This is a genomic window from Acidovorax sp. GW821-FHT10E04, from assembly GCF_059415185.1.
Genome location: NZ_JBWKMT010000003.1, coordinates 307184 through 322603, shown reverse-complemented (window position 1 = coordinate 322603; position 15420 = coordinate 307184). Strand labels below are relative to the sequence as shown.

13 protein-coding genes are annotated in these 15420 nt (G+C 68.1%); 8 read left to right on the top strand and 5 right to left on the bottom strand.

Annotated elements, in window-relative coordinates; all coding sequences use genetic code 11:
• Positions 1–70 precede the first annotated feature (70 nt).
• From AC07OC_RS10835 to aptA, 3 genes are all read right to left on the bottom strand, one after another.
• The gene (locus AC07OC_RS10835) at positions 71–2416 is read right to left on the bottom strand and encodes an NADP-dependent malic enzyme (RefSeq protein ID WP_218297059.1); all 2346 of its coding nucleotides are present in this window, start codon (positions 2414–2416) and stop codon (positions 71–73) included.
• Between the two features lie 235 nt (positions 2417–2651).
• A complete protein-coding gene (locus tag AC07OC_RS10830; RefSeq protein ID WP_218297060.1) occupies positions 2652–4172 on the bottom strand; it encodes a CoA-acylating methylmalonate-semialdehyde dehydrogenase in 1521 nt (506 codons plus the stop codon).
• A gap of 86 nt (positions 4173–4258) precedes the next feature.
• Complete coding sequence (gene aptA, locus AC07OC_RS10825) at positions 4259–5623, bottom strand: omega-aminotransferase AptA (protein WP_218297061.1); 1365 nt, start codon at positions 5621–5623, stop codon at positions 4259–4261.
• 209 nt (positions 5624–5832) lie between these two features.
• Here aptA and AC07OC_RS10820 point away from each other — a divergent pair, with 209 nt between their 5' ends.
• Positions 5833–6735, top strand: a complete 903-nt coding sequence (locus tag AC07OC_RS10820) for a LysR family transcriptional regulator (protein WP_218297210.1) — start codon at positions 5833–5835, stop codon at positions 6733–6735.
• Between the two features lie 78 nt (positions 6736–6813).
• Entirely contained in the window at positions 6814–7119 is a 306-nt protein-coding gene (locus AC07OC_RS10815; protein WP_218297062.1) for a flagellar basal body protein, read from the top strand.
• Positions 7120–7320: 201 nt separating this feature from the next.
• Here AC07OC_RS10815 and AC07OC_RS10810 read toward each other — a convergent pair whose 3' ends face one another.
• Entirely contained in the window at positions 7321–7590 is a 270-nt protein-coding gene (locus tag AC07OC_RS10810; RefSeq protein WP_494601141.1) for a DUF2061 domain-containing protein, read from the bottom strand.
• Between the two features lie 265 nt (positions 7591–7855).
• Between AC07OC_RS10810 and AC07OC_RS10805 the strand changes: the two genes are divergently transcribed.
• From AC07OC_RS10805 to AC07OC_RS10780, 6 genes are all read left to right on the top strand, one after another.
• Complete coding sequence (locus AC07OC_RS10805) at positions 7856–8911, top strand: SPFH domain-containing protein (protein ID WP_218297064.1); 1056 nt, start codon at positions 7856–7858, stop codon at positions 8909–8911.
• Between the two features lie 105 nt (positions 8912–9016).
• The gene (locus AC07OC_RS10800) at positions 9017–10528 is read left to right on the top strand and encodes a DUF4178 domain-containing protein (RefSeq protein ID WP_218339389.1); all 1512 of its coding nucleotides are present in this window, start codon (positions 9017–9019) and stop codon (positions 10526–10528) included.
• Between the two features lie 96 nt (positions 10529–10624).
• A complete protein-coding gene (locus AC07OC_RS10795) occupies positions 10625–10846 on the top strand; it encodes a DUF350 domain-containing protein (protein ID WP_370627755.1) in 222 nt (73 codons plus the stop codon).
• Positions 10847–10937: 91 nt separating this feature from the next.
• Complete coding sequence (locus AC07OC_RS10790) at positions 10938–12458, top strand: polyamine aminopropyltransferase (RefSeq protein WP_218297212.1); 1521 nt, start codon at positions 10938–10940, stop codon at positions 12456–12458.
• A gap of 144 nt (positions 12459–12602) precedes the next feature.
• The gene (locus AC07OC_RS10785; RefSeq protein WP_218339390.1) at positions 12603–14297 is read left to right on the top strand and encodes an NAD(P)-binding protein; all 1695 of its coding nucleotides are present in this window, start codon (positions 12603–12605) and stop codon (positions 14295–14297) included.
• Between the two features lie 5 nt (positions 14298–14302).
• Positions 14303–14800 (top strand): L,D-transpeptidase, encoded by a 498-nt coding sequence (locus AC07OC_RS10780; protein WP_218297067.1) that lies wholly within the window; start codon positions 14303–14305, stop codon positions 14798–14800.
• 61 nt (positions 14801–14861) lie between these two features.
• On the opposite strand, the gene AC07OC_RS10775 is transcribed toward AC07OC_RS10780, so the two are convergent.
• Positions 14862–15413: a GNAT family N-acetyltransferase gene (locus AC07OC_RS10775; protein ID WP_218297068.1), complete on the bottom strand. Its 552-nt coding sequence runs from the start codon at positions 15411–15413 to the stop codon at positions 14862–14864.
• Between the last annotated feature and the right edge of the window lie 7 nt (positions 15414–15420).

Sequence of the window (15420 nt, the reverse complement as noted above, 5' to 3'; positions counted from 1 at the left end):
CACAAAGATTGGGCAGACGCTGAAGGGGGTAAGCAGCTTTTTAAGTTAGTGCTTGCTATCTATTTTGGGCTTATCTCGACACGTTGGCATCCGCCACGGTCAGGGCTGTCATGTTCACGATGCGGCGCACGGTGGCGCTGGGCGTCAGGATGTGGACCGGTTTGGCCGCTCCCAGCAGCACCGGGCCGATCGCGATGCCGCCGCCCGCGGCGGTCTTGAGCAGGTTGTAGGCGATGTTGGCCGCGTCGATGTTGGGGAACACCAGCAGGTTGGCGTCGCCCGTCAGTTCGCTGCTGGGCATGAGGGCCGCACGGGCCTTGCCGTCCAAGGCCACGTCGCCGTGCATCTCGCCGTCCACTTCCAGCCAGGGCGCCTGCTGGCGCAGCAGTTCCAGCGTCTGGCGCATCTTCACGGCGCTGGGGTGGTTGCTGGTGCCGAAATTGGAGTGCGACAGGAGCGCGGCCTTGGGCTTGATGCCAAAGCGCATCATTTCCTCCGCGGCCAGCGCGGTGATTTCGGCCAGCTCCTGGGGCGTGGGGTCGTAGTTGACGTGCGTGTCCACCAGGAAGACCTGGCGCCCTGGCAGCATGAGGCCGTTCATGCAGGCATACACGGGCACGTCCTGCGCCGTGCTGTCGGCGCCGCCCGCGTGCTTGCCGATCACCTGGTCGATGTAGAGCAGGTGGTTGGCCGTGGTGCCCCAGGTGCCGCAGATCAGGCCGTCCACCTCGCCCTTGTGCAGCATCATGCAGCCGATGAGCGTGAGGCGCCGGCGCATCTCGATCTTGGCGACCTGCTGGGTGATGCCCTTGCGCTCGGTCATGCGGTGGTAGGTCTGCCAGAAGTCGCGGTAGCGGTGGTCGAAATCGGTGTTGACCACGTCGTAGTCCACGCCTTCCTTCAGGCGCAGGCCGAATTTCTCGATGCGCTGGGCGATGATGGCCGGGCGGCCGATCAGCGTGGGGCGGGCCACCTTCTCGTCCACCACGATCTGCGCGGCGCGCAGCACGCGTTCCTCTTCGCCCTCGGCGTAGGCCACGCGCTTGCGGGCCGCGGTGCGCGCGGCGTCGAAGATGGGCTTCATCGTCGTGCCCGAGGCGTAGACGAAGGTCTGCAGCCGGTCGCGGTAGGCGTCCATGTCGGCGATGGGGCGCTGCGCCACGCCGCTGTCCGCGGCGGCCTGGGCCACGGCCGGCGCGATCTTCATCATCAGGCGCGGGTCGAACGGCTTGGGGATCAGGTATTCGGGGCCGAACGTCAGCTTCTCGCCCACGTAGGCCGCGGCCACCACCTCGCTTTGCTCGGCCTGGGCCAGGTCGGCGATGGCGTGGACGGCGGCGATCTCCATCTCATCGGTGATGGTGGTCGCGCCGCAGTCCAGCGCGCCCCGGAAGATGTAGGGGAAGCACAGGACGTTGTTCACCTGGTTGGGGTAGTCCGAGCGCCCCGTGGCCATGATGATGTCGCCGCGCACGCTGTGCGCCAGCTCGGGCGTGATCTCCGGATTGGGGTTGGCCAGCGCGAAGATCACCGGCCGCTCGGCCATCGTGGCCACCATCTCGGGCTTGAGCACGTTGCCCGCCGACAGGCCCAGGAACACGTCCGCGCCCACCATCACCTCTGCCAGCTTGCGGGCCTCGGTCTTCTGCATGAACTGGCGCTTGTCGTCGTCCATCAGCTCTTCGCGGCCTTCATAGACCACGCCGGCCAGGTCGGTGACGAACACGTTCTTGCGCTGCACGCCCACCTTGAGCAGCAGGTTCAGGCAGGCCAGCGCCGCCGCGCCCGCGCCGCTGGTGACCAGTTTCACGTCCTCGATCTTCTTGCCCGCCACCTTGAGCGCATTCACGATGGCCGCCGCCACGGTGATGGCCGTGCCGTGCTGGTCGTCGTGGAAGACGGGGATCTTCATGCGCTTGCGCAGTTCGCGCTCCACGTAGAAGCAGTCGGGTGCCTTGATGTCCTCGAGGTTGATCGCGCCGAACGTCGGCTCCAGCGCGGCGATCACCTCCACCAGCCTGGCCGGGTCCTTCTCGTCGATCTCGATGTCGAACACGTCCACGCCGGCGAATTTCTTGAACAGCACGCCCTTGCCTTCCATCACCGGCTTGGAGGCCAGCGCGCCGATGTCGCCCAGGCCCAGCACGGCGGTGCCGTTGCTGATGACGGCCACCAGGTTGCCACGCGCGGTGTAGCGGAAGGCGTTGGCGGGGTCCTTCACGATCTCCTCGCAGGGCGCGGCCACGCCGGGCGAGTAGGCCAGGGCCAGGTCGTGCTGGTTCACCATCTGCTTGGTGGCGGCGATGGCGATCTTGCCGGGCTTGGGAAATTCGTGGTACTCGAGAGCGGCACGGCGCAGCTGGGCGCGCTTGTCGGAATCGTTGTTGTTGTTCTGGGCCGTGGTGTTCTCGGGCATTCAGTGTCTCCAACTCAGGGGGTGGGTGCAAAAACCGGGCTGCAGAGGCGCTGCAGTGGCTGTCAGCTTTGTAAGGGTCTGCGATTGTAGGGCGGTGGTCGTGAAAACCCTAGTAAGCGAATCTGCTTATATGGGTGGATCAGCCATGACCCCATCGGCTGCAATCCCCCACAAGGCAAGACGCCCCGCAGCCGGGGCGGCTGCGGGGCGTCTTGGCCTGGGCGCGGGGGCTCGGTCAGCGGCTGCTGGGGAAGCTGAACACAGCGCCTTCGCGCACGCCGGCCGAGGGCCAGCGCTGCGTGATGGTCTTGCGCTTGGTGTAAAAGCGCACGGCATCGGGCCCGTAGGCGTGCAGGTCGCCGAACAGGCTGCGCTTCCAGCCGCCGAACGAGTGGTAGGCCACGGGCACGGGCAGGGGCACGTTCACGCCCACCATGCCGACCTGGATGTGGTCGGTGAAGTAGCGCGCGGCTTCGCCGTCGCGCGTGAAGATGCAGGTGCCGTTGCCGTATTCGTGGGCGTCGATCAGGTTCATCGCCTCTTGCAGCGTCTTCACGCGCACCACGCCCAGCACGGGGCCGAAAATCTCTTCCTGGTAGATCTTCATGCCGGGCCGGACGTTGTCGAACAGGCACGCGCCCAGGAAGTAGCCGTTCTCATGGCCTGCGGCCACCTGCACGCCCCGGCCATCCACCACCAGGGTCGCGCCTTCGGCCACGCCGCTGTCCACATAGGACTTCACTTTCTCGAAGTGCTGCCGGGTGACCAGCGGGCCCATGTCGTTGCCGTTGTCCGTGCCGGGGCCGACCTTCATCCTGGCGATCTCGGCCTTCAGCCCGGCGACCACGGCGTCTCCCACCTCGTCACCCACGGCGACGAGCAGGGGGATGGCCATGCAGCGCTCGCCGCAGGAGCCATAGGCCGCGCCCATCAGCGCGCTCACGGCGTTGCCCACGTCGGCATCGGGCATCAGCACCGCGTGGTTCTTGGCGCCGCCCAGGGCCTGCACGCGCTTGCCGTGCTTGCAGCCTTCGGCGTAGATGTACTCGGCGATGGGCGTGGAGCCCACGAAGCTCACGGCCTTCACGCGCGGGTCGGCCAGCAGCGTGTCCACCGCTTCCTTGTCGCCATTGACCACGTTGAGCACGCCGGGCGGCAGGCCGGCTTCGAGCGCGAGCTGGGCCACGAACAGCGTCGAGGACGGGTCGCGCTCCGACGGCTTGAGCACGAAGGTGTTGCCGCAGGCCACGGCCATGGGCCACATCCACAGCGGCACCATGGCCGGGAAGTTGAACGGGGTGATGCCGGCGCACACGCCCAGCGCCTGGAATTCGCTCCAGGAGTCGATGGACGGGCCCACGTTGCGGCTGTGCTCGCCCTTGAGCAGCTCGGGCGCGTAGCTGGCGAACTCCACGTTCTCGATGCCGCGCTGCAGCTCGCCATGCGCATCGGCCAGCACCTTGCCGTGCTCGGCGGTGATCAGGGCGGCGATCTTGTCGGCGTTGTCCTCGAGCAGGACTTTCAGCTTGCCCATCACGCGCGCGCGCTTGAGCGGCGGGGTGTTGCGCCAGGCCGGGAAGGCGGCCTGGGCCGAGGCGATGGCCTGTTCCACCGTGGCCTTGCTTGCCAGGGCCACGCTCGTGTGGGACTCGCCGGTGGCGGGGTCGAACACCGGCTGGGTGCGCGCCGTGTCGGCAACGGGCTGGCCGTCGATCAGGTGGCCGATGGTGGTGGTGACGTTCTTGTCGTGGTTCATGTCTGGATATGATTAAAAAATGCTTCCAGCGCCCATGTGACAAGCGCTGAAAGCTATCAATTCAGGAGCAAAAGGCGTGCCGCGTGTCAGGCGGTTTCCGCCAGGGCGTCGCCCAGGGCGTTCACCATGCGGTCGATTTCAGCCTCGGTGCTGATGAAGGGCGGGGCCAGCTGGATGGTGTCGCCGCCGTAGCGCACGTAAAAGCCCTTGTCCCAGCACTTCATGGCGATCTCGTAGGGCCGGCGGGCGGGCTCGCCCGGCAGCGCGGCGATGGTGATGCCCGCGGCCAGGCCGTAGTTGCGGATGTCCGCCACGTGCTTGGTGCCCTTGAGGCCATGCACGGCCTGCTCGAAATACGGTGCCAGCGCCTGGACGCGGCCGGGCATGTCTTCCTTTTGCAGGATGTCCAGCACCGCGTTGCCCGCCGCGCAGGCCACGGGGTGGGCCGAGTAGGTATAGCCGTGCGGGAACTCCAGCATGTACTCGGGGCCGCCCTGGCTGATGAAGGTGTCGTAGATCTCCTTGGTGGCGATCACGCCGCCCAGCGGCTGCGCGCCGTTGGTCACCTGCTTGGCGAAGTTCAGGATGTCGGGCGTCACGCCGAAGGCCTCGGCCCCCGTCCAGGCGCCGCAGCGGCCAAAACCGGTGATCACTTCATCAAAAATCAGCAGGATGTTGTTCTGCGTGCAGATCTCGCGGATGCGTTCCAGGTAGCCCTTGGGCGGGATCACCACGCCGGCCGAGCCCGAGAACGGCTCCACGATCACTGCGGCGATGTTCGATGCGTCGTGCAGCGCGATCACGTCCAGCAGCTTGTCGGCCAGCGCGCGGCCGCCGTCCTCGGCCATGCCTTTCTGGAAGGTGCCGGCCGGTGGCTGGGTGTGGGGAATGTGGTCGGCCTCGATGCCCTGGCCGAAGGTCTTGCGGTTGCCCACGATGCCGCCCACGGAGATGCCGCCGTAGTTCACGCCGTGGTAGCCCTTCTCGCGGCCGATCAGGCGCGTCTTGCTGGCCTGCCCCTTGGCGCGCCAGTAGGCGCGGGCCATCTTGAGCGAGGTGTCGGCCGACTCGGAGCCCGAGCCGGTGAAGAACACATAGTCGAGCCCGGCGGGGGTCAGCGCCTTGAGGCGGTTGGCCAGCTCGAAGGAAGCCGGGTGGCCGAACTGGAAGGCCGGGGAGTAGTCCAGCGTCGCGGCGGCCTTGCCGATGGCTTCGGCCACTTCCTTGCGGCCATGGCCCAGGCCCGAGCACCACAGGCCCGACAGGCCGTCGAAGATCTTGCGGCCCTCGGCGTCGGTGTAGTAGGCGCCCTGGCCGCTCACGATCATGCGCGGCTTGGCCTTGAAGTTGCGGTTGCCGGTGAAGGGCATCCAGTGCGCCTCCAGCCATTCGGCGTCCATGCGGGGGCCTTCGGCGCCAGCGGCGGTTTTTTCGATGTTGACGAAGCTCATGGGATTCTCCAGTGCAAGACGGCGGCAAAAGCAGGGGCAGGCCCGTCCATGCAGGGCGGGTGCGTGGCATTGTTGCGCCGGCGGTTAATCTCTAAAATAGTCCAATATCAATGTTTACTTGACGGTTTATGCAAGTAATGCCCGCCACCCCGCACGCCACCGCCACCCCAGCAGCTGCCCCGCCCGCCAGCGCGGCCCGGCACCGCGCCGTGCTGGGGCAGCTCAGCGACATGGACCTGCGCCTGCTGCAGGTGTTCAAGAGCGTGGCGGAGTGCGGGGGCATGTCGGCCGCCGAGCTGGAACTGAACATCGGCACCAGCACCGTGAGCCGCCACATGAAGGACCTGGAGACCCGCCTGGGCCTCACCCTGTGCCGGCGCGGGCGGGCCGGTTTCGCGCTCACGGCCGAGGGGCAGCGCGTATACGACGAAACCCTGCGGCTGCTGTCCGCGGTGGACGCGTTTCGCAGCAGCATCGATGACATCCACCGCCGCATGGGCGGCAGGCTGGAGGTGGCGGTGTTCGACAAGACCGCCAGCAACCCGGCCGCCCACATTGGCGATGCGATCGCACTGTTCGCCAGCCAGGCGCCCGAAGTGAGCCTGCAGATGCACGTGGCCTCGATCCCGGCCATCGAGCGCGGGCTGATCGACGGCAGCTTCCACGTGGGCATCATCCCGGCGCACCGCACATCGCAAAGCCTGGTCTATGCCGACCTGTTCGCCGAAACCATGCTGCTGTACTGCGGCGCGCGCCACCCCCTGCATGGCACCGACCATGCCGCGCTGACCTGGGAATCGCTGCGCGCCTACCAGTTCGCGGGGCTGGGCTACCACTCGCCCAACATGGAGCTGAGCCACAGCACGCGCCTGCCGCGCAAGGCCACGGGCTTCGACCAGGAGTCGATCGCCACGCTCATCCTCTCGGGCCGCTACCTGGGCTTCCTGCCGGACCACTATGCCGAGGGCTTCGAGCGCCAGGGGCTCATGCAGGCGGTATTGCCCGGGCGGTTCCACTACCGCTGTCAGTTCGTGAGCGTGCTGCGCAAGTCGCCGCAGCCCCCGCGCGCGGCCCAGGCCTTCGCGCAATGCCTGCTGCAGGCGCATGGTTGATGGCGCCTTCCTTGCCTGCGCAGCGGCGCGGGCGGACAATCCCCGTTCCTTGACTGGGCGCTGTGCGCGGGGTACGTGATGGCAAGCATTTCTTCGATCGGCAGCTCCGGCCTGCAGGCCGCCCAGTTGCGGCTGGACGCGTCGGCCAACAACGTGGCCAACATGAACACCCCGGGCTACCGCCGCGAGGTGGTGGCGCAGGAAGAGGCCGCCGACAGCGCGGGGGTGCGTGCCACGGTGCAGCGCGAGCAGGAGGCGCAAGGGGTGGCGCTGGAGAAGGAGGCCGTCGAGCAGATGTCGGCCACCTATGCGTTCAAGGCCAACCTGCAGACCCTCAAGACACAGGATGAGATGATGGGCTCGCTGCTGGACGTGAAGGCCTGACGGCCATCGCGGTCCACGCCCCCGACAAAGCCCCGCCAGCCGGGGCTTTTTTCTTTTCCTGTTTCCTTCCGGTGCCTAGCCGGGGCCGGCGGGGGCCAGCCCGGCCAGGCGCTGGACCAGCCAGCGCTGAAAAGCCAGGCCCGTGGCGGTGCGGCTGCGCAGGGGGATTGTGTACATGGTGGCTCCTTGGGATGACGGGGGTCAGCCGGCCTGCAGCGCCGTGCTGGGCGTGTGGGCCAGGGCGGCATCGCGCGCGCGGCGCCGGGCGGCGCGGTCCCAGGCCTTCTCATGGAAGAAGAAGGCCACCGCCTGCACCGTGGGCTCGAGCAGGCTCAGGGTGAGCGAGGCCCACAGGTTGCCGGTCACGGCGTAGGCCACCAGGGCGGCCACGCCAATGTGGATCAGGTAGTAGCTGCCCGTCTTCAGCAGCATGGTCTTGTTCTGGCGGGCGGCGCGGCGGATGTGGGACATGGAGGACTCCGGGTATCTGCAGGCCCCGCCGTGGCGGCAGGGATGAAGGAATGGTAGTCATTCTCAATAGCAAAAGCCAATTGGTACTGGCTAATACAAACATAGGCGCTATCAAACGCCCGTGCCGGACGGGTGGCGCGGCGGGGCCGCGCCCGGGTGGGAAGCCCTTCACGCCGGCGGGCTGAAAAAAGCGCCGGCCGGCACCGGTGCCGTTGCTATGATGGCCGCTCTTTTCAACCCCCTCTTACAACCGCCGGGAGCACACATGGCCCTCATGGACTTCATCAAGAAACAGTTCATTGACATCATCCAGTGGACTGAAGAGGGGGACGGCACCCTGGCCTGGCGTTTCCCGATGGCGGGCATGGAAATCCAGAACGGCGGCACGCTGGTGGTGCGCGAGTCGCAGATGGCGGTGTTCGTGAACGAGGGCCAGGTGGCCGACGTGTTCGCGCCCGGCACCTACAAGCTCACCACGCAGACGCTGCCGGTGCTCACCTACCTCAAGAACTGGGACAAGCTCTTCGAGTCCCCCTTCAAGAGCGACGTCTACTTCTTCAGCACGCGCCAGCAGATCGACCAGAAGTGGGGCACGCCCCAGCCCATCACGATCCGCGACAAGGACTTCGGCGCCGTGCGCCTGCGCGCGTTCGGCAACTACGCGTTCCGCATCGCCGACCCCAAGCTGTTCCACACCGAGATCTCCGGCACGCGCGAGTCCTACCCCGTGGCCGACCTCGAAGGCCAGCTGCGCGGCCTGGTGCTGCAGAACATCAGCAACGCCATCGCGGGCAGCGGCCTGCCGTTCCTGGACCTGGCGGCCAACCAGGTCATGTTCGCCGATGCGCTGACCAAGGAACTCGCGCCCGTCTTCGCCAAGCTGGGCCTCCTGATCGAGAACCTCACGGTGCAGAACGTCTCGCTGCCCGAGGAGCTGCAAAAGATCCTCGACCAGAAGATCGGCATGGGCATGGTCGGCAACGACATGGGCAAGTTCATGCAGTACCAGACGGCGCAGGCCATCCCCAAGTTCGCCGAAGGCGCGGGCAATGGCGGTGGCGGCATCGCGGGCGACGCCATGGGCCTGGGCGCGGGCGTGGCGCTGGGCCAGGTGCTGGCGCAGAACCTGCAGCAGGGCCTGCAAGGCGGCGGTGCGGCCGCGCAGGCAGCGCCTGCGGCGGCTGCTGCGGCCGCAGTGGGCGTCAAGCCCGAGGACGTGATGGCCACGCTGGAGAAGCTGGGCGAGCTCAAGTCCAAGGGCATCCTGACCCAGGAAGAGTTCGACGCCAAGAAGGCCGAACTGCTCAAGAAGCTGGTCTGATTCCGGTTGCTATCATAAATATAGCTGCTTGCGCTGGAGGGATCAGCGCCAGAGGCCAAAAAGGCCCCAAAGCCGCGTAGCGCGGCGCAGGCAGCAGCCCCCCCGATGGCCACCGACCCCACACAGCGTTACTACCGCGCGCCCTGCCCGGGCTGCGGCGCGCCGGTTGAATTCCGCAGCGCGCAGTCCACGCACGCCGTCTGCGGCTACTGCCAGAGCACCGTGGTGCGCAACGGCGACGTGCTGCAGCGCCTGGGCAAGATGGCCGAGCTGTTCGACGACCACAGCCCGCTGCAGCTCATGGCCAGCGGGCGCATCCAGCTCGATGGCAAGGATGTGCCCTTCACCCTCATCGGCCGCCTGCAGTACAAGGGCGACGCGGGCACCTGGACCGAATGGGCCGCCTTTTTGCAGGACGGCACCCTGGCCACGCTGGGCGAGGACAACGGCGCCTACGTCTTCACCCGCCCCATCGACCCGGGCCGCGAGATGCCCGAGGCCGCGCGCTTTCGCATCGGCAGCACCACCGCCATCAACGGCAAGCCCTACAGCGTGGCCTACACGGGCCAGGCATCGCTCATCTCGGCCCAGGGCGAGCTGCCCAAGCTGCCGCCGCTGGGCCATCCGTTCGGCATGGTCGAACTGCGCAGCGCCGACGGCGAAGTGGTCAGCATCGACTACGGCCACACGCCGCCCAACGTCGAGCGCGGCAAGGCCGTGCTGCTGGACGACCTGCAGCTCACCGGCCTCAAGGACGAATCGGCCAAGGACGAAAAAGGCCGCCAGTTCAACTGCCCGCACTGCGGCGCGCCCGTGCAGGTGCAGCTGTCCACCTCCAAGAGCGTCACCTGCGGCTCGTGCGCCAGCATCATCAGCCTGGACAGCGGTGTGGGCGGCGAGCTGCGCTCGGCCGAGCAGGACGAGCCCGTGCAGCCCCTCATTCCGCTGGGCAGCAAGGGCCAGCTGCAGGGCGTGCACTGGCAGGTGGTGGGCTTTCAGCACCGCATGGGCGTGGAGCCCGGCGACGACGAGCATTTCGGCTGGAGCGAATACCTGCTCTACAACCAGAAGCGCGGTTTTGCCTTCCTGGTCGATTCCGAAGAAGGCTGGAGCATGGTGCGCCCCACCACGGGCGCGCCGCAGATGGCGGCCACGGGGCGCTCGGCCACCTACATGGGCACCAAGTACGACCTCAAGTACACCTACGAGGCCGAAACCACCTATGTGCTGGGCGAGTTCTACTGGCAGGTCACGCGCGGGCAGAAAACCACCAACCGCGACTTCGCCAGTGCCAAAGGCCTGCTCTCGATGGAGCAAAGCCCCAATGAGATCACCTGGTCGGCCGGCGACAAGCTCGCCAGCGACACGGTGGCCAAGGCCTTCAAGCTCGACGACAAGAAAGACGTGCTGCAGCGCGACGACCCGGGGCCCTTCGTGGCCAAGTCCGGGCTGGGCTGCGGCACCGTCATCCTCATCGCCATTGTCATCCTCATCCTGCTGTTGCTGCTCAGCCGCTGCAGCCGCTGCGACCCGCGGGTGGAGAACTGCTCGTCGTCCAGCTACCGCAGCTCGGGCGGCTCGTATGGCGGGTATTCGTCCGGCGGCAGCCACAAGTAGCCCCGGGTTGCCGCAAGCCCGGGGGGCGCCGGCAGTTTTGCAACCTTTCCCGCCAGCCTGTCTGGCGGCAACCTTTTCGTTCAAGGAGATCACATCATGATGGGAATCGAATGGCTCAGGCCCGCGGCGTTCCTCGGGTCCATCCTGTATGCGCTGATTGGCGTGGTCATCTTCTGGCTGTGCTTCGTCATCGTCGACAAGATCACGCCGTATGACCTGTGGCGCGAAATCGTCGAGAAGCAGAACCAGGCGCTGGGCCTGGTGGTGGCGGCGATGTGCCTGGGCATCAGCATCATCGTGGCGGCGGCGATCCACTGACGCACCTTGCCTGAAGCGGCGCCCCCCCGGGGCCGCGCCGGTGACCGCCTTGCAATCCGACCTGAATTCCCCCGCCTCCCCGCCCGAGGCCATGGGTGCCCGCTCCGGCCCCCGTCCCATCGAGATCGCCCTGCTCACCAGCGTCTTCGTCGTGGCCGCCTGCGGCCTGCTGTACGAGCTGGCCGCGGGCGCGCTCGCGTCCTATGTGCTGGGCGACTCGGTGCTGCAGTTCTCCACCATCATCGGCACCTACCTGTTCGCCATGGGCGTGGGTTCGTGGCTGTCGCGCTACTTCGAGCGGCAGCTGCCCGCGCACTTCCTGCGCATCGAGCTGCTGGTGGCGCTGGTTGGCGGCGCGCTGCCGGCCACCCTGTTCCTGGCCAACGCCTACACGCCGGGCGCGTTCCGCTTCCTGCTGTACGGCATGGTGCTCATGGTGGGCACGCTGGTGGGGCTGGAGATCCCGCTGGTCATGCGCATCCTCAAGCGCAACGTGGCGCTCAAGGACCTGGTCTCGCAGGTGCTCACGTTCGACTACCTGGGCGCGCTGGCGGTCTCGCTGGCGTTCCCGCTGCTGCTGGTGCCGCACCTGGGGCTCATCCGCACGGGGCTGCTCTTCGGCCTGATGAACGCGGCCGTGGCGCTGTGGGCGGTGTGGCTGTTTAGGCACGAGCTGCGGCGCCTGAAGGCGCACCTGGCGGCCTGCGTGATGGTGCTGGGCATCCTGCTGGCCGCCCTGGCGGGGGCCGAATACATCACCAGCGTGGCCGAGGACAAGTTCTACCAGGACCGCATCGTGTTCAGCACCGCATCGCCCTACCAGCGCATCGTGGTCACGCACGGGCGTGTGGGGCACCGGCTGTACCTCAACGGCAACCTGCAGTTCGCGCAGTCCGACGAGTACCGCTACCACGAGGCCCTGGTGCACCCCGCCATGTCGGCACACGGTGCGCCCAAACGCGTGGCGGTGCTGGGCGGTGGCGACGGCATGGCGGTGCGCGAGATCCTCAAGTACCCGTCGGTCGAGTCCGTGACGCTGGTCGAACTGGACCCGGCCATGACAAAAATCTTCAGCGAGAACCCCACGCTCGCGCGCCTGAACGGCAACGCCTTGCAGAACCCCAAGGTGAAGATCGTCAACACCGATGCCTTTGGCTGGCTGCAGGAGGGGTCGGACACGTTTGATGTCATCGTGGTGGACTTTCCCGACCCCACCAATTTTTCCATCGGCAAGCTCTACACCAACAGCTTCTATGCGCTGCTGGACAAGCGCCTGGCGGCCAGCGGCTACGCGGTGGTGCAGACCACGTCGCCGCTGGTGGCGCGCCAGAGCTTCTGGACCGTGGTGCAGACCATCGAGTCCGTGGGCCTGCAGGCCGCGCCGTACCACGCCCATGTGCCCAGTTTTGGCGAATGGGGCTTCATCATCGCCAGCCGCAGGCCCTGGCGCCTGCCCGGGGCCTTGCCCGATGGCCTGCGGTTTCTGGGCACCGACTCGCTGCCCCTGCTGTTTGATTTTCCGCGCGACATGGCGCGGGTGCCCGCCGAAGTGAACCGGCTGTCGAACCAGGCGCTGGTGCATACCTATGAGCGCGAATGGGGAAAACACTGATGGCCCCCCTGAGCGGCTGCGCCGCTTGCCCCAGAGGGGGACGCACCCCGTGGCCTGGCAAAGCCAGTTCCTCGGGTGCGCTGGCGTGGGCCGCGCCAGCGTCGCCAGGCGGTGGCACTATGGTGCCTCCGGGTGCTTGACGCCATGCAACGCCGCCACTTCCTAGCCACCGCTGCCGTCTCGGCGGCCACGGGCGTGCTGCTGCCGGGTTGCGACCGGGCGCCGCGCACGCTGGAAGGCGGCTTCACCGGCATCGACATGGCGCGGGGCCACCAGCTGCGCGATCGGCTCAAGGCCGGCACCTGGCCCGCACCGGCCGTGGTGCGGCGCGCGCAGGTCATCATCGCGGGCGGGGGCGTGGCGGGGCTGGCGGCGGCGCGGTCGCTGCGGCTGGCCGGGGTGGAGGACTTCGCGCTGCTGGAGCTGGAAGACAGTGCGGGCGGCAACAGCCGGGGCGGGGCCGTGCAGGGCATTGCCTGCCCGCTGGGCGCGCACTACCTGCCGGTGCCCGGCGACGATGCGCGCGAAGTGCAGGATCTGCTGGAAGAGCTGGGCTTGCGGCAGCGCGTGGCGGGCCGTTGGCGTTATGACGAACGCCACCTGTGCCACAGCCCGCAGGAGCGGCTTTTCTTTGAGGGCGAGTGGCAGGAAGGCCTGCTACCCGCGCACGGGGTGCCGGACACCACGCTGGCCCAGTACCGCCGCTTTGCGCAGGCGGTGGACGACGCTGCCAAGGCTGCGCGTTTCACCATGCCCGTGCTGCGGTCGCTGGGCCCGGGCAAGCCGCTGGCCAAGCCCCACCAGGCGCTGGACGCACTGACGTTTGCCGCCTGGCTCGCACAAGAGGGCTTTGACGACGAGCACCTGCTCTGGTACCTGAACTACTGCTGCCGCGACGACTACGGCGCGGGCGCGGCGCGGGTTTCGGCCTGGGCGGGCATCCACTACTTTGCCAGCCGCCACGGTTTTCACGCCCCCGGCGAGGCGGCGGACGAGGCCCGTGAAAGCGTGCTGACCTGGCCCGAAGGCAATGGCTGGATCACCCAGCGCCTGGCCGAGCCCCTGCGCGCCGGAGGCCAGCTGCGCACCGCCACCAGCGTGCTGCGCATTACCGAAACCCGCCACGGCGTGGAGGTGGATGCCTTCAACCACGCCACCGACAGCGTGGAGCGGTGGCAGGCGCCGCGCTGCATCGTGGCGCTGCCGGTGTTCCTGGCGGCGCGTGTGGTGCAAAGCCCGCCCGCCTTCCTGACCGGCGCGGCGCAGCGCCTGCAGTCGGCCCCCTGGCTGGTGGCCAACATCCACATCGACAGCCCGCTCACCGACCGCCCCGGCGCCGCGCCCGCGTGGGACAACGTGCTCTACGCCGACCCCACCGCCGGCGGCCTGGGGTATGTGAACGCCGGGCACCAGCGGCTGGACACCCGCGCCGCACTGGCCGGGCCCACGGTGCTCACCTACTACCAGGCGCTGGGCGATGCTCCCGACGGCCGCCAGCAACTCGCCACCCAGCCCTGGCAGCACTGGGCCGATCCGATCCTGGCCGCACTGGCGGTGCCCCACCCCGACCTGCGCCAGCGTGCCACGCGCGTGGACATCACGCGCTACGGCCACGCCATGGCCATCCCCACGCCCGGGATGCTCGGATTTTTAAGTCAGATTGGCCTCCAGCGCTTGTCAGGAAAGCGCAGGCAGCTATCAGATGGCGAGCAAACGCCCTGGATTCCCACCCCCGCCACGGCGCGGCTGGCGTTCGCGCACAGCGACTGGTCGGGCTACTCGGTGTTCGAAGAGGCCTTCACGCGCGGGCACGGCGCGGGGCTGGTGGCGGCGGGCTGACCCCGATGGCCGGGCCTGAACTGCACATCCACGTGGCGCAGCAGCGATTGCACCTGGTGGTGGCCGGGGCCATCGAGCGCAGCTACCCGGTATCGACCGCCCTGAACGGCGTGGGCGAACGCAAGGGCAGCGGCTGCACCCCGCGCGGCCAGCACCGCGTGCGCGCCAAGGTGGGCGCGGGCTGCGCGCCGGGCACGGTGTTCGTCGGGCGGCGGGCCACCGGCGAGATCTATTCGCCCGCGCTGGCGGCACGGCACCCGGGGCGCGACTGGATCCTGTGCCGCATCCTCTGGCTGGCCGGCTGCGAACCCGGCGTGAACCGGGGCGGCGCGGTGGACACGCTGCGCCGCTTCATCTACATCCATGGCTGCCCGGAGGGCTCGCCCCTCGGGGTGCCCGCCTCGCACGGCTGCGTGCGCATGGCCAATGCCGACGTGATGGACCTGTTCGACCGGGTCGCCGTCGGCACGCTGGTGCGCATCGAGGAGGGCGCCGCCTCCTGACAGGGGACGGGCGCCATGACACCAGGCCCCACCCTTGCCAGGGGCGGTGCCCTCCGCGGTGTCAGCCGTCGATGGGGGTGCGGGGGGTGTCCAGCGTGAGCTGGTAGAACGCCGCATCCAGCCACCGCCCAAACTTGAAACCCACCTGGGGCATCGTGCCCGTGTGCACGAACCCCAGCTGCTGGTGCAGCCGGATGCTGCCTGCGTTCGCCGCGTCGATGCACCCCACGATGGCGTGGATGTCGGCGGCCTTCGCCCGCTCGATCAAGGCCCGCATCAGCCAGGCGCCCAGCCCGCGGCCCCGGCAGTCCTTGTGGACATAGACACTGTGCTCGACCGTGTACTTGTAGGCCGGAAACGCGCGGAACGTGCCCCACGAGGCAAAGCCCAGCAGCCTGCCCTGGGCATCGGCGGCCCCCAGCACCGGGAATCCGCCGGCCCGCTTGGCGGCGAACCAGCTGGCCATGGCCGACGGCGGACGGGGCACATAGTCATACAGCGCCGTCGAGGTCACGATGGCATCGTTGAGGATGTCCAGAATGGCGCTGGCATGCGCTGGCTCGGTGCAGTCGATGAGATGGACGTCGGGAGAGGGTGTGGTGGTGGAGTTCATGGTGGCG

Excerpts from the sequence above, each read along its gene's own strand:
- AC07OC_RS10835 (WP_218297059.1), bottom strand. The coding sequence starts at position 2,416 with ATGCCCGAGAACACCACGGCCCAGAACAACAACAACGATTCCGACAAG.
- AC07OC_RS10830 (WP_218297060.1), bottom strand. The coding sequence starts at position 4,172 with ATGAACCACGACAAGAACGTCACCACCACCATCGGCCACCTGATCGAC.
- aptA (WP_218297061.1), bottom strand. The coding sequence starts at position 5,623 with ATGAGCTTCGTCAACATCGAAAAAACCGCCGCTGGCGCCGAAGGCCCC.
- AC07OC_RS10815 (WP_218297062.1), top strand. The coding sequence starts at position 6,814 with ATGGCAAGCATTTCTTCGATCGGCAGCTCCGGCCTGCAGGCCGCCCAG.
- AC07OC_RS10810 (WP_494601141.1), bottom strand. The coding sequence starts at position 7,590 with ATGTCCCACATCCGCCGCGCCGCCCGCCAGAACAAGACCATGCTGCTG.
- AC07OC_RS10805 (WP_218297064.1), top strand. The coding sequence starts at position 7,856 with ATGGCCCTCATGGACTTCATCAAGAAACAGTTCATTGACATCATCCAG.
- AC07OC_RS10800 (WP_218339389.1), top strand. The coding sequence starts at position 9,017 with ATGGCCACCGACCCCACACAGCGTTACTACCGCGCGCCCTGCCCGGGC.
- AC07OC_RS10795 (WP_370627755.1), top strand. The coding sequence starts at position 10,625 with ATGATGGGAATCGAATGGCTCAGGCCCGCGGCGTTCCTCGGGTCCATC.
- AC07OC_RS10790 (WP_218297212.1), top strand. The coding sequence starts at position 10,938 with ATGGGTGCCCGCTCCGGCCCCCGTCCCATCGAGATCGCCCTGCTCACC.
- AC07OC_RS10785 (WP_218339390.1), top strand. The coding sequence starts at position 12,603 with ATGCAACGCCGCCACTTCCTAGCCACCGCTGCCGTCTCGGCGGCCACG.
- AC07OC_RS10780 (WP_218297067.1), top strand. The coding sequence starts at position 14,303 with ATGGCCGGGCCTGAACTGCACATCCACGTGGCGCAGCAGCGATTGCAC.
- AC07OC_RS10775 (WP_218297068.1), bottom strand. The coding sequence starts at position 15,413 with ATGAACTCCACCACCACACCCTCTCCCGACGTCCATCTCATCGACTGC.